Annotated in this window: 25 protein-coding genes; all 25 read left to right on the forward strand. The window is 62.3% G+C overall.

Translation table 11 applies throughout. The features are described from left to right. On the forward strand, positions 1–141 hold a 141-nt coding region (locus AC13HB_RS02680; protein ID WP_482947723.1), incomplete at its 5' end, for an EF-Tu C-terminal domain-related protein. Positions 142–226: 85 nt separating this feature from the next. Beyond that, on the forward strand, positions 227–541 hold the full coding sequence (rpsJ, locus tag AC13HB_RS02685) for a 30S ribosomal protein S10 (protein WP_011643734.1): 315 nt from the start codon (positions 227–229) through the stop codon (positions 539–541). Positions 542–545: 4 nt separating this feature from the next. Beyond that, the gene (gene rplC / locus AC13HB_RS02690) at positions 546–1,352 is read left to right on the forward strand and encodes a 50S ribosomal protein L3 (RefSeq protein ID WP_482948179.1); all 807 of its coding nucleotides are present in this window, start codon (positions 546–548) and stop codon (positions 1,350–1,352) included. Then, positions 1,349–1,984, forward strand: coding sequence for a 50S ribosomal protein L4 (gene rplD / locus AC13HB_RS02695; RefSeq protein WP_482948180.1), 636 nt, complete (start codon positions 1,349–1,351; stop codon positions 1,982–1,984). The genes rplC and rplD overlap by 4 nt, the downstream gene beginning before the upstream one ends. Before the next feature lies 1 nt (position 1,985). Next, on the forward strand, positions 1,986–2,282 hold the full coding sequence (locus tag AC13HB_RS02700; RefSeq protein WP_482948181.1) for a 50S ribosomal protein L23: 297 nt from the start codon (positions 1,986–1,988) through the stop codon (positions 2,280–2,282). Between the two features lies 1 nt (position 2,283). Further along, positions 2,284–3,120, forward strand: coding sequence for a 50S ribosomal protein L2 (gene rplB / locus AC13HB_RS02705; protein ID WP_482948182.1), 837 nt, complete (start codon positions 2,284–2,286; stop codon positions 3,118–3,120). Between the two features lie 10 nt (positions 3,121–3,130). Beyond that, on the forward strand, positions 3,131–3,409 hold the full coding sequence (gene rpsS / locus AC13HB_RS02710; protein WP_011643729.1) for a 30S ribosomal protein S19: 279 nt from the start codon (positions 3,131–3,133) through the stop codon (positions 3,407–3,409). A gap of 3 nt (positions 3,410–3,412) precedes the next feature. After that, positions 3,413–3,793 carry a 50S ribosomal protein L22 gene (gene rplV, locus AC13HB_RS02715; RefSeq protein WP_482948183.1) on the forward strand — a complete coding sequence of 127 codons (381 nt, stop codon included), beginning with the start codon at positions 3,413–3,415 and terminating at the stop codon, positions 3,791–3,793. After that, the gene (gene rpsC / locus AC13HB_RS02720; RefSeq protein ID WP_482948184.1) at positions 3,793–4,497 is read left to right on the forward strand and encodes a 30S ribosomal protein S3; all 705 of its coding nucleotides are present in this window, start codon (positions 3,793–3,795) and stop codon (positions 4,495–4,497) included. The genes rplV and rpsC overlap by 1 nt, the downstream gene beginning before the upstream one ends. Positions 4,498–4,509: 12 nt before the next feature. Then, entirely contained in the window at positions 4,510–4,923 is a 414-nt protein-coding gene (gene rplP, locus AC13HB_RS02725) for a 50S ribosomal protein L16 (protein WP_482948185.1), read from the forward strand. Positions 4,924–4,935: 12 nt separating this feature from the next. Continuing rightward, entirely contained in the window at positions 4,936–5,142 is a 207-nt protein-coding gene (gene rpmC, locus AC13HB_RS02730) for a 50S ribosomal protein L29 (protein WP_482948186.1), read from the forward strand. 3 nt (positions 5,143–5,145) lie between these two features. Then, complete coding sequence (rpsQ, locus tag AC13HB_RS02735) at positions 5,146–5,382, forward strand: 30S ribosomal protein S17 (RefSeq protein ID WP_482948187.1); 237 nt, start codon at positions 5,146–5,148, stop codon at positions 5,380–5,382. Positions 5,383–5,422: 40 nt separating this feature from the next. Beyond that, positions 5,423–5,791: a 50S ribosomal protein L14 gene (gene rplN / locus AC13HB_RS02740; protein ID WP_446236117.1), complete on the forward strand. Its 369-nt coding sequence runs from the start codon at positions 5,423–5,425 to the stop codon at positions 5,789–5,791. Further along, positions 5,791–6,108, forward strand: coding sequence for a 50S ribosomal protein L24 (gene rplX, locus AC13HB_RS02745; protein ID WP_482948188.1), 318 nt, complete (start codon positions 5,791–5,793; stop codon positions 6,106–6,108). Before rplN ends, rplX begins: the two co-directional genes overlap by 1 nt. Beyond that, the gene (rplE, locus tag AC13HB_RS02750; protein ID WP_482948189.1) at positions 6,101–6,661 is read left to right on the forward strand and encodes a 50S ribosomal protein L5; all 561 of its coding nucleotides are present in this window, start codon (positions 6,101–6,103) and stop codon (positions 6,659–6,661) included. Before rplX ends, rplE begins: the two co-directional genes overlap by 8 nt. 49 nt (positions 6,662–6,710) lie before the next feature. Beyond that, positions 6,711–7,016, forward strand: coding sequence for a 30S ribosomal protein S14 (gene rpsN / locus AC13HB_RS02755; RefSeq protein WP_482948190.1), 306 nt, complete (start codon positions 6,711–6,713; stop codon positions 7,014–7,016). Between the two features lie 15 nt (positions 7,017–7,031). Further along, a complete protein-coding gene (gene rpsH / locus AC13HB_RS02760; RefSeq protein ID WP_482948191.1) occupies positions 7,032–7,430 on the forward strand; it encodes a 30S ribosomal protein S8 in 399 nt (132 codons plus the stop codon). A gap of 12 nt (positions 7,431–7,442) precedes the next feature. Then, positions 7,443–7,976, forward strand: a complete 534-nt coding sequence (rplF, locus tag AC13HB_RS02765; protein ID WP_482948192.1) for a 50S ribosomal protein L6 — start codon at positions 7,443–7,445, stop codon at positions 7,974–7,976. Positions 7,977–7,984: 8 nt separating this feature from the next. Then, positions 7,985–8,347: a 50S ribosomal protein L18 gene (rplR, locus tag AC13HB_RS02770; RefSeq protein WP_482948193.1), complete on the forward strand. Its 363-nt coding sequence runs from the start codon at positions 7,985–7,987 to the stop codon at positions 8,345–8,347. A 12-nt stretch (positions 8,348–8,359) separates the two neighbouring features. After that, on the forward strand, positions 8,360–8,977 hold the full coding sequence (gene rpsE, locus AC13HB_RS02775) for a 30S ribosomal protein S5 (RefSeq protein WP_482948194.1): 618 nt from the start codon (positions 8,360–8,362) through the stop codon (positions 8,975–8,977). A 12-nt stretch (positions 8,978–8,989) separates the two neighbouring features. Further along, positions 8,990–9,175, forward strand: a complete 186-nt coding sequence (gene rpmD / locus AC13HB_RS02780; protein ID WP_482948195.1) for a 50S ribosomal protein L30 — start codon at positions 8,990–8,992, stop codon at positions 9,173–9,175. Between the two features lie 39 nt (positions 9,176–9,214). After that, positions 9,215–9,691, forward strand: a complete 477-nt coding sequence (gene rplO, locus AC13HB_RS02785) for a 50S ribosomal protein L15 (RefSeq protein ID WP_482948196.1) — start codon at positions 9,215–9,217, stop codon at positions 9,689–9,691. Between the two features lie 33 nt (positions 9,692–9,724). Further along, positions 9,725–11,068: a preprotein translocase subunit SecY gene (secY, locus tag AC13HB_RS02790; protein WP_482948197.1), complete on the forward strand. Its 1,344-nt coding sequence runs from the start codon at positions 9,725–9,727 to the stop codon at positions 11,066–11,068. Then, a complete protein-coding gene (locus AC13HB_RS02795) occupies positions 11,065–11,631 on the forward strand; it encodes an adenylate kinase (RefSeq protein WP_482948198.1) in 567 nt (188 codons plus the stop codon). The genes secY and AC13HB_RS02795 overlap by 4 nt, the downstream gene beginning before the upstream one ends. Before the next feature lie 143 nt (positions 11,632–11,774). Further along, complete coding sequence (gene rpsM, locus AC13HB_RS02800) at positions 11,775–12,143, forward strand: 30S ribosomal protein S13 (RefSeq protein WP_482948199.1); 369 nt, start codon at positions 11,775–11,777, stop codon at positions 12,141–12,143.

Consider the following 12,143-nt stretch of genomic DNA (forward strand, 5'->3'; position numbering starts at 1 on the left):
GAAATGGTGATGCCGGGCGACAATGTGGAAATGAATGTCGAGCTGATCACGCCGATCGCCATGGAAGAGAAGCTCCGCTTCGCTATCCGTGAAGGCGGCCGCACCGTCGGCGCCGGCGTCGTCTCCAAAATCGTCGAGTAACAAGTAATCATCCGGCCGGGGCGACGCCTCGTGGTGTTCGCCCCGGCCATGCTCTTTTTGAAAGTTTAGACACGGGATCGGTTTGATGGAACGTCAAAACATCCGCATTCGCCTGAAGGCGTTCGATCACCGGGTTTTGGATAATTCCACCCGGGAGATTGTCTCCACGGCCAAGCGTACCGGCGCGAACGTTCGCGGTCCGATTCCGCTGCCGACGCGTATCGAGAAGTTCACGGTGCTGCGCTCGCCGCACATCGACAAGAAATCGCGCGAACAGTTCGAAATCCGGACTCACAAGCGCCTTCTCGACATTGTTGACCCCACGCCGCAGACCGTGGACGCGCTGATGAAGCTCGACCTGTCGGCCGGTGTGGACGTCGAGATCAAGCTGGGAGCGTAGGACTATGCGCCAGGAAGATCGTAGAACCGGCGTGATTGCCCGCAAGCTGGGCATGACGCGTATTTTCGCCGACGACGGCGCGCACGTGCCCTGCACGGTGCTGCACCTGGACAATTGCCAGGTCGTCGCCCAGAAAACGGCGGATCGGGACGGATACGTCGCGCTGCAGCTCGGCGCGGGTGAAGCGAAGGCCAAGCGGACGCCGAAAGCCCTGCGCGGGCACTTTGCGAAGGCCAAGGTTGCGCCGAAGCGCAAACTGGTTGAATTCCGCGTCGGGGACGACGCTCTAATCGAGGTCGGCGCCGAGCTGACCGCCGATCACTTCGTTCCGGGCCAGAAGGTGGACGTTGCCGGCATTTCGATCGGTAAGGGTTTCGCCGGTGCCATGAAGCGCCACGGTTTTGGCGGCCTGCGTGCCACGCACGGTGTGTCGATTTCGCACCGTTCGCATGGTTCGACCGGTCAGTGTCAGGATCCGGGCAAGGTCTTCAAGGGCAAGAAGATGGCCGGTCACATGGGTGCGACCCGCGTGACCACGCAGAACATCGAAGTTGTCCGTGTCGACGTCGAGCGCGGTCTCGTGCTGGTCAAGGGTGCGGTCCCCGGTTCTGCCGGCGGCTGGGTCGAGATCCGCGATGCGGTCAAGGGATATGGCGATGCCGAGCTGCCCGTGCCGGGCAAGTTCCGCACGCTGGACGAGTTGAACGCTCCGGCTGAGGCCCCGAAGGTCGAAGACGAAGCGGCTCCGGCCGAGGCCGAAGCTGCGGCGACCGACGGCACGGCCGACGGTGAGGAAGGAACGGAAGCATGAAGATCGAGGTAAAAACCCTCGCGGCGAAGGACGCCGGTGCCATCGATCTCGACGATGCCGTTTTCGGTATCGAAGAGGTCCGCTCCGACCTCCTGCAGCGCGTCGTGAAGTGGCAGCTGGCGGCTCGCCAGCAGGGTACCCACAAGACGCTCGGCCGCTCTGAAATCGCGCGGACGAAGAAAAAGTTCGGTCGTCAGAAGGGCAGTGGCGGTGCGCGTCACGGTGCCCGTTCTGCTCCGATCTTCGTCGGCGGCGGCAAGGCCCATGGCCCGCGCGTCCGCAGCCACGCCCACGACCTTCCCAAAAAGGTCCGTGCGCTGGGTCTGCGTCACGCCCTGTCGGCCAAGGCCGGTTCGAAGTCGCTCATCGTTCTCGACGATGCAGCCCTGGACGCGCCGAAGACCAAGGAGCTGCGCAGCTCTTTCGAAGGTCTCGGCATTTCCAACGCGCTGATCATCTCGGGCGAGGACGTGAACGAGAATTTCGCCAAGGCGGCTCGCAACCTGCCGTGCATCGACGTGCTGCCCGCCCAGGGCCTGAACGTCTATGACGTGCTGCGTCGCGACACCCTGGTGCTGACCAAGGCTGCCGTGGAGAAAATCCACGAACGCCTGAGCGCGAAGGAGGCTTAAGATGACGGCTGCTGCGCGCCATTACGACACGATCCTGGGACCGGTGATCACGGAAAAGTCCACCCTGCTGTCGGAAGACGGCAAGGTCGTCTTCTTCGTCCCGCTGAGCGCCAACAAGAAGGAGATCGCGGAAGCGGTCGAAGAACTCTTCAAGGTGAAGGTGACGGCGGTGAACACGATCAAGGTTCACGGTAAGACGAAGCGCTTCCGCGGTATCGCGGGCCGGCGCAATGACCAGAAGAAAGCGGTCGTGACTCTCGCAGAGGGTCACTCGATCGACGTGACGACGGGTCTGTAAGATGGCTTTGAAAACATTCAAACCGACCTCTCCGGGCCGCCGTGCCCTGGTGCTCGTGGATCGCTCCGCGCTGCACAAGGGACGCCCCGAGAAGACGCTGGTCGAAGGCCTCTCCAAAAAGGGTGGCCGGAACAATACGGGTCGCGTGACCGCCCGCCGTCGTGGCGGCGGTGCCAAGCGCCTGTATCGTCTCATCGACTTCAAGCGCCGCAAGTGGGACGTGCCCGCGACGGTCGAACGTCTCGAGTACGATCCGAACCGCACGGCGTTCATCGCCCTCATCAAGTATGAGGACGGTGAGAAGGCCTACATCCTGGCTCCGCAGCGTCTGGCTGTTGGCGACACCGTGATCGCGGCCGCCAAGACCGACGTGAAGCCGGGCAATGCGATGCTGCTCAAGTCGGCTCCGGTCGGCACCATCCTCCACAATGTGGAGATGAAGCCGGAGAAGGGTGGTCAGATCGCCCGCTCCGCCGGTGCCTACGTCCAGCTGGTCGGCCGCGATGCCGGCTATGCCCAGATCCGTCTGGCGTCCGGTGAGCTTCGCATGGTTCCGGATACCTGCATGGGTACGGTTGGTGCCGTGTCCAACCAGGATCACCTGAATATCAATCTCGGCAAGGCCGGTCGCAACCGTCACCTTGGCCGTCGTCCGTCGGTCCGCGGCGTTGTCATGAACCCGGTCGACCACCCGCACGGCGGTGGTGAAGGTCGCACCTCGGGCGGTCGTCACCCGGTGACCCCGTGGGGCAAGCCGACCAAGGGTGCCAAGACCCGCAAGAACAAGTCGACCGACAAGTTCATCATCCGCTCGCGCCACGAGCGCAAGAAGCGATAGGGAGCCGCCGATGCCGCGTTCTGTCTGGAAAGGTCCGTTCGTCGACGGCTATCTGCTTAAAAAAGCGGAAAAGTCGCACGAGGGTGGCCGCAAGCAAGCGATCAAGACTTGGTCGCGCCGTTCTACCATCATGCCGCAATTCGTGGGTCTGACCTTCCAGGTCCACAACGGCAACAAGTTCGTGCCGGTGCTGGTGACCGAAGACATGGTCGGCCACAAGCTCGGCGAATTCTCTCCGTCGCGGACCTATTACGGTCACGCAGCGGACAAGAAAGCGAAGCGGAGATAAGCGATGGGACAGTCTTCCAATCCCCGTCGTGTCGCTGACAACGAAGCGCGCGCCAAGCTGCGGATGATCCGTATCAGCCCGCAGAAGCTCAACCTCGTCGCGGGTATGATCCGCGGCAAGAAGGTCGAGCGCGCGCTGGCCGATCTGGAGTTCTCGCGCAAGCGGATCGCCAAGGAGGTCAAGAAGACCCTCGAGTCGGCTGTCGCGAACGCTGAAAACAATCACGGCCTGGACATCGACAGCCTTGTCGTGTCCGAAGCCTTCGTCGGCAAGAACCTTGTCATGAAGCGCTACCGGGCGCGCGCTCGCGGTCGCGGCGCGAAAATCCTGAAGCCGTTTTCCGAGCTCACCATCGTGGTGCGCGAAGTCGAGGAGGCCGCCTGATGGGTCAGAAAGTCAATCCGGTCGGTCTGCGCCTTGGCGTCAACCGCACGTGGGAATCCCGCTGGTATGCCGGCGCTGGCGAATACGCCAAGCTGCTGCACGAAGACCTGAAGATTCGCGAGATGCTCAAGAAGCGCCTCAAGAATGCCAGCGTTTCGAAGATCGTGATCGAGCGCCCGCACAAGAAGTGCCGCGTCACCGTCCACACGGCCCGTCCGGGTGTGGTGATCGGCAAGAAGGGTTCGGACATCGAAGTCCTCCGCCGCGAACTGTCCAAGATGGTCGATGGTGAGGTTTTCCTGAACCTGGTCGAAGTGCGCAAGCCCGAGATCGACGCCAATCTGGTGGCCGAGTCCATCGCCCAGCAGCTCGAGCGTCGCGTGGCTTTCCGCCGCGCCATGAAGCGCTCCCTGCAGTCGGCGATGCGCATGGGCGCCAAGGGCTGCAAGATCGTCTGCGGCGGTCGTCTCGGCGGTGCCGAGATCGCCCGTACCGAGCAGTACCAGGAAGGCTCCGTGCCGCTCCACACGCTGCGCGCCGACATCGACTACGGAACCGCCGAAGCCAAGACCGCGATGGGTATCATCGGTATCAAGGTCTGGATCTACAAAGGCGAGATCATGGAACACGACCCGATGGCCCAGGAGCGTCGTCTCCAGGAGTCGGGTGAGCAGCGTGCCCGTTCGGGCCGCCAAGCCGCGTAAGGGAATACAGCCATGCTGCAACCGAAACGCACGAAATTCCGCAAAGCGCACAAAGGCCGCATCAAAGGTGCTGCGAAGGGTGGCTATACGCTGAACTTCGGCTCCTACGGCCTGAAGGCGCTGCAGCCGGAACGCGTCACCGCGCGTCAGATCGAAGCGACCCGTCGTGCCATCACGCGTCACATGAAGCGTGCCGGCCGTGTCTGGATCCGGATTTTCCCGGATGTGCCGGTTTCCAAGAAGCCGACCGAAGTCCGGATGGGTAAAGGTAAGGGTTCGCCGGAATTCTGGGCCTGCAAGGTCAAGCCCGGCCGGATCATGTTCGAGATCGACGGTGTTCCCGAGGACGTCGCCCGCGAAGCCCTGGCGCTGGGCGCGGCGAAACTCCCGGTGAAGACCAAAATTGTCGCCCGCCTGGGCGAGTAAGGAGAACGAACGATGAAATCCGTCGACGTTCGCGCCATGACAGAAGACCAGCTGAAGGACGAGCTCCTCAAGCTGAAGAAAGAGCAATTCAATCTGCGTTTCCAGCAGGCCTCCGGGCAGCTGGAAAACACCGCTCGCTATGGCCAGGTTCGCCGCGATATCGCGCGCATCCGCACGGTCCAGAACGAGCGCAAGGCGCAGCAAGAGCAAGGGAGCTAGGCGATGCCGAAGCGTATTCTGCAAGGCGTCGTTGTGAGTGACAAAGGTGCCAAGACCATCGTGGTGCGCGTGGAACGGACTTTCCTCCACCCGCTGCTGCGCAAGACGGTCCGTCGCACCAAGCGTTACCACGCGCATGACGAAGCCAATGCGTTCAAAGTGGGTGACCGCGTCCAGATTCAGGAGTGCGCACCCAAGTCGAAACTGAAGCGGTGGGAGGTGGTTCCCGTCGAGGCGTAAGCCCGGCTGAGGACCTGCCTTTACTCAAGGAGGATCTGCCATGATCCAGATGCAAACCAATCTGGACGTAGCCGACAATTCCGGCGCCCGCCGTGTGCAGTGCATCAAGGTGCTCGGCGGTGCCAAGCGTCGCTACGCCCACGTCGGCGACATCATTGTCGTCTCGGTCAAGGAAGCCATTCCGCGCGGTCGCGTGAAGAAGGGTGACGTCCGCAAGGCCGTCGTCGTTCGCGTCGCCAAGGACATCAAGCGCAAGGACGGTTCCGTCATTCGCTTCGATACCAATGCGGCTGTGCTGATCAACAACAATAACGAGCCGCTCGGCACGCGTATCTTCGGCCCGGTTCCGCGCGAACTGCGTGGCAAGAACCACATGAAGATCGTGTCGCTGGCTCCGGAGGTGCTGTAATGGCCGCCAAGATCAAGAAGGGCGACAAGGTCGTCGTTCTCGCCGGCCGTGACAAGGGCAAGACCGGCGAGGTCATGAAAGTGATGCCGACCGAGGATCAGGTGATCGTCTCGGGCGTGAACGTGGTCAAGCGCCACACGCGTCCGACGCAGACCGACCAGGGCGGCATCAAGGAAAAGGAAGCCGCGCTGCACATCTCGAATGTCGCGCTGGCCGATCCGAAAACCGGCGAACCGACCCGTGTCGGCTTCAAGACGCTTGATGACGGCCGCAAGGTCCGTGTCGCCAAGAGCTCGGGCGAGGTTATCGATGTCTGAGGCTGCTACCTACACGCCGCGCCTGCGTGCGAAGTACAACGACGAGATCGTTGCGCGCATGAAGGAGAAGTTCGGCTACTCGAATCCCATGCAGATCCCGCGTCTGGACAAGATCGTGATCAATATGGGTGTCGGCGAGGCCGCTCAGGATTCCAAGAAGATCAAGGGCGCGCTCGAAGACCTGGAAGCCATCTCCGGCCAGAAGCCGGTGAAGACGGTCGCCAAGAAGTCCATCGCGGGCTTCAAGCTCCGCGAGGAGCAGGTGATCGGTGCGAAGGTGACCCTGCGCCAGGATCGTATGTACGAATTCCTGGATCGTCTGATCACTATCGCCCTGCCGCGTGTGCGTGACTTCCGCGGGCTCAACGGAAAGAGCTTCGACGGTCGTGGCAATTACGCGATGGGTCTGAAAGAACACATCGTTTTCCCGGAAATCGACTACGACAAGGTCGAGAAGATCCGGGGTATGGATATCGTTGTCTGCACCACCGCAGAGAATGATGAGGAAGCGAAGGCCCTGCTGGCCGAGTTCGATTTTCCGTTTTCGAACTAACGCAGCAGGAGAGCAGAGCCGCTCGGGCTCTGCACGCAGGAGGACTTAAATGGCGAAATCTTCGGCAGTCGAGCGCAATCGCAAGCGCGAGCGCCTGGCCAAGCGTTATGCGGCCAAGCGTGAGCAGCTCAAGGCGATCGCTCGCAATCAGGAATTGCCGGTTGAGGAGCGTTTCGCTGCTCAGCTGAAGCTGGCGGCCCTGCCGCGCAATTCGGCCCCGTCGCGTGTACGCAACCGGTGTGAGATCACCGGCCGTCCGCGCGCTTTCTATCGCAAGCTGCGCATGTCGCGCATCGCGCTGCGTGATCTGGCCAGCCAGGGAATGGTCCCGGGCATGGTCAAGTCGAGCTGGTAAGAGAGGTATCGAGACATGTCCGTGAATGATCCTCTCGGCGATATGCTGACTCGTATCCGCAACGCGCTTATGCGCAACAAGCGGAAGGTGAACACGCCGGCCTCGGCCCTGCGCCGCCGCGTCCTCGACGTGCTGAAAAGCGAAGGTTACATCCGCGACTATGCGGAAGTGGACCACGCCAGCGGTTTCAAGGAGCTCGAGATCGAGCTCAAGTATTTCGAAGGTGACTCGGTTATCCAGGAGATCAAGCGTATCTCCAAGCCGGGCCGCCGCGTCTATTCCGGCGTCAAGGATCTGCCGCTCGTCCAGAACGGTCTCGGGATCGCCATCCTCTCCACGCCCAAGGGCGTGATGTCGGATGCGACTGCCCGCGAGGCCAATGTGGGCGGCGAAATCCTCTGCCACGTAAGCTAAGGGAGCGCGCCAATGTCACGTATCGGTAAACTCCCGGTAGCCATCCCGTCCGGCGTCACGGCGACGCTGACGGATTCGAGCCTGACCGTGAAAGGTCCCAAGGGCGAGCTGTCGATGGACTTCGTTGAAGACGTCACGGTGTCCCAGGGCGAAGACGGTATCACCGTGAAGCCGCGCGACGAGTCGAAGAAGGCTCGCGCCATGTGGGGCATGCAGCGTGCGCTGGTTGCCAATCTGGTGCAGGGCGTCTCGGCCGGTTTCGAGAAGGATCTCGAACTGGTCGGCGTCGGTTACCGCGCTCAGATGCAGGGCCAGGCCCTGAAGCTGTCGCTGGGCCTGTCGCACGACGTCATCTATGACGCGCCGGAAGGCATCACGATCGCCTGTTCCAAGCCGACCGAAGTGAAAATCTCCGGCGCTGACAAGCAGCGCGTTGGCCAGGTGGCCGCAGAGATCCGCCGCTTCCGTCCGCCGGAGCCCTACAAGGGCAAGGGCATCAAATATGCTGGCGAATACATTCGCCGCAAAGAAGGCAAGAAGAAGTAGGGCGAGCGATGAAAACTCAACGCGAAAAATCGGTCCGTCGCGCACAGCGTACCCGGATCCGCCTGCGGAAGCTGGCCAATGGCCGCCCGCGGCTGTCGGTCTACCGTTCTTCGAAGAACATCTATGCCCAGATCATCGACGATGTGGCGGGCAAGACCCTGGTCGCCGCGTCTTCGCTGGAAGACGTCGCTCAGAAAGAGCACGGCAAGGGCTGCGACACGAAGGCTGCCGAGATCGTCGGCAAGCTGCTCGCCGAACGCGCCGTGAAAGCCGGCGTCAAGGAAGTCGTCTTCGACCGCGGTGGTTATATCTTTCACGGGCGCGTCAAGGCGCTCGCAGAGGCGGCCCGCGAGGGCGGTCTGAGCTTTTAAGGGAGCGGACACATGGCTCATCAGAACGAGCAAAAGCGTGACCGCGGTGACCGCGGCGACCGCGGCCGCGGCCGTGGACGCGGCCGTGATCGCGACCAGGAACAGCAGGACGAGATTGTAGACAAGCTCGTCCACATCAACCGCGTCGCCAAGACCGTCAAAGGCGGCCGGAACTTCCAGTTTGCCGCCCTCGTTGTGGTCGGCGACCAGAAGGGCCGCGTCGGCTTCGGCAAGGGCAAGGCCCGCGAAGTGCCGGAAGCGATCCGGAAGGCAACGGACGAAGCGAAAAAGAACATGATCCGTGTTCCGCTGCGCGAAGGCCGTACGCTGCATCACGACACGCGGGGCCGTCACGGTGCCGGCAAGGTCGTGCTGCGCGCTGCCCCTCCGGGTACCGGTGTTATCGCCGGCGGTCCGATGCGCGCCGTGCTGGAAACCCTGGGTGTCCAGGACGTCGTCGCCAAGTCGGTCGGCACGTCCAACCCCTACAACATGATCCGCGCCACGATCGACGCGCTCAAGTCGCAGTCGAGCCCGCGCTCGGTTGCTGCCAAGCGTGGTCTGAAAGTGGGTGATCTGGTGAACCGCCGCGACGACGGTGCGTCGTCGCCGGAAGCGATCGAAGCGTAAGGACCGCGAGACATGGCCAAAAAGACCATCCGTGTGCGCCAGACGGGCAGCGCCATCCGCCGCCCTCAGGATCAACGCGCCACGCTCGTCGGACTGGGTCTGAACAAGATCGGTCGCGAGCGCGAACTGGAAGACACCCCGGCAGTCCGCGGCATGATCGCCAAGGTCAGCCACATGGTGGAAATCATCGAGGAGTAGGTCCCTTAAGGGAAACCGCTCTATCGAATGGAGAACGACATGCGTCTCAATCAACTGCGCGACAAAGACGGCGCCACCAAGCTCCGCACCCGCGTCGGCCGAGGTATCGGTTCCGGCAAGGGCAAGACCGGTGGCCGCGGCGTCAAGGGCCAGAAATCCCGTTCGGGTGTGGCCATCAAGGGCTTCGAGGGCGGCCAGATGCCGCTTCACATGCGCCTGCCGAAGCGCGGCTTCAACAAGCCGAACCGCAAGCAGTGGGCCGAAGTGAACCTCGGACGTCTCGAGAAAGCCATCGCAGCGGGCAAGATCGACAGCAAGAAGCCGATTACGGCCGAAGTGCTGATCGCGTCCGGGCTGGTTCGTCGTGAACTCGACGGCATCCGCCTCCTTGCGAAGGGCGAGCTGAAGTCCAAAGTGGATATCACCGTCGCTGGTGCCTCCAAGACAGCCGTCGAGGCCGTCGAGAAGGCGGGTGGCAAGGTGACCATCACGGCCGTGGCTGACGCCGCGGAATAAGCGACTTAACGCCGACCTTCCGGGGACGTCTTTATGGCTTCAGCTGCTGAACAGCTCGCTGCAAACATGAACTTCAGCTCCTTCGCGAAAGCGAAGGAGCTGCAGCAACGAATCCTGTTCACGATCGGGATCCTGATCGTGTACCGGATCGGAACTTTCGTGCCGATTCCGGGTATCGACCCGGTCCAGTACGCCCGCGTGTTCGAATCGCTGGGCGGCGGAGGGCAGGGCATTCTGAGCATGTTCAACATGCTCGGCGGCGGTGCCGTCGAACGCATGGCGATCTTTGCGCTCAACGTGATGCCCTACATCTCGGCGTCGATCATAATGCAGCTCATGTCTGCCACCATTCCCAGCCTTGAAAAGCTGAAGAAGGAAGGTGGCGAGCAGGGCCGTCAGCAGATCAACCAGTATTCGCGTTACCTGACCGTGCTGCTTGCAACCGGCCAGGCGCTCGCGATCGCGATCGGCATGAACACGCCGAACGCGGACGGTCTCACCATGGCGGTGAATCCGGGGCCGTTCTTCATTGCGTCAACGGTCATCACCCTGGTCGGCGGCACGATGCTGCTGCTCTGGCTGGGCGAGCAGATTACCTCGCGCGGCGTGGGCAATGGCGTATCCCTGATCATTTTCGCGGGCATTATCTCGGCCGTGCCGGGCATGATCGGCGGCGCGCTGAGCGCCAGCGCCAGCGGCGCGATGTCCGGCGGCGCCCTGTTCGGCGGTTTCGCCCTGGTGCTGGTCGGCCTCGTCCTGGTCGTCTTTATCGAGCGGTCCCAGCGCCGCCTTCTGGTCCAGTACCCGAAGCGTCAGCAGGGCAACCGGATGGTCGGTGGCGACACCTCCTTCCTGCCGCTGAAGCTGAACACGGCCGGCGTTATCCCGCCGATCTTCGCATCCTCTCTGCTGCTGCTGCCGTCGACGGCAGCGAGCTTCCAGGCACAGTCCGGCCCGGAATGGCTGCAGACGGTCGTGGCCTATCTCGGCCCGGGTGCTCCGAGCTTCATGGCGCTTTACGCCGCCATGATCATCTTCTTCTGTTTCTTCTACACCTCGGTGGTCTTCAATCCGGAAGACACGGCCGAGAATCTGCGCAAATACGGCGGCTTCCTGCCGGGCATCCGCCCGGGCAAGCGCACCGCGGAGTATATCGACTTCGTGCTGTCGCGCCTGACGCTGATCGGTGCGCTCTACCTCACGCTCATCTGCCTCGTGCCGATGTTCATCAATCCGACGACGGCGCTGGGCGGCACTTCGCTGCTGATCGTGGTCTCGGTGACCATGGACACGATTTCCCAGATCCAGTCCCACCTGCTGGCGCACCAGTATGAAGGTCTGATCAAGAAGTCGAAGCTGCGGGGCCGGAAGCGATGAACATCATTCTTTTCGGACCGCCGGGCTGCGGCAAAGGCACCCAATCGAAGACGCTGGTCGCCGAGCGCGGCTGGGTTCAGCTTTCGACGGGTGATATGCTGCGCGAGGCCAAGGCGGCCGGCACCGAACTCGGCCAGCGCGTCGCGGCGATCATGGATGCGGGCAATCTCGTCTCCGACGAGATCGTCATCGAGCTGATCGAGGAGCGCCTGCCGGAAGCCGAGGCTGCGGGCGGGGCCATCTTCGACGGTTTCCCGCGCACCGTGGCCCAGGCCGAAGCCCTGGATGCGGCGCTAGCAAAGCGCGGTAGTCAGGTCGATGCGGTCATCCGCCTTCTGGTGGATGATGAAGAGCTTGTCGCCCGTATGGAAAAGCGGGCGGCTGAAGAAGGACGCGCCGACGACAATATCGACGCGTTCAAGGTTCGCCTGAAAAACTATCAGGATCAGACCGCGCCGCTTATCCCGTTTTATGCCGAACAGGGCAAATTGCGGGAAGTGGCCGGCATGGGTTCGATGGACGAGGTTGCAGCGGGAATTGCCGCAGCCTTGGACGATAAGTGACACACACCTGTTGCAACCCCATTGACGGGGTGGCAACGCTGACTGTAGATAGCGCCCTTCGCGAAACGGGCGAGCTTATGCGGCGACCGAAAGGTTGCCCATTGGGTCGTCCGTGCAAGGCGTTCTGAATTGGGAGAAGGATTGTGGCCCGTATTGCCGGCGTCAATATTCCGACGAATAAGCGCGTAGAGATCGCGCTGCGCTACATCCACGGCATTGGCCCGGCCAAGGCGAAGGAGATCTGCGAGCAGGTTTCCATCACGCCGGAACGCCGCGTCAGTGACCTCACGGATGCTGAAGTGCTGCAAATCCGCGAAGTCATCGACCGCGATCACCTGGTTGAAGGTGATCTGCGTCGTGAGGTCGCGGTCAACATCAAGCGCCTCATGGACCTCGGCAACTACCGTGGCCTTCGCCACCGTCGTGGCCTCCCGGTTCGTGGGCAGCGCACTCACACCAATGCGCGTACGCGCAAAGGTCCCGCAAAGCCGATCGCCGGCAAGAAGAAATAG

Source organism: Maricaulis sp. B-26 (assembly GCF_056857855.1).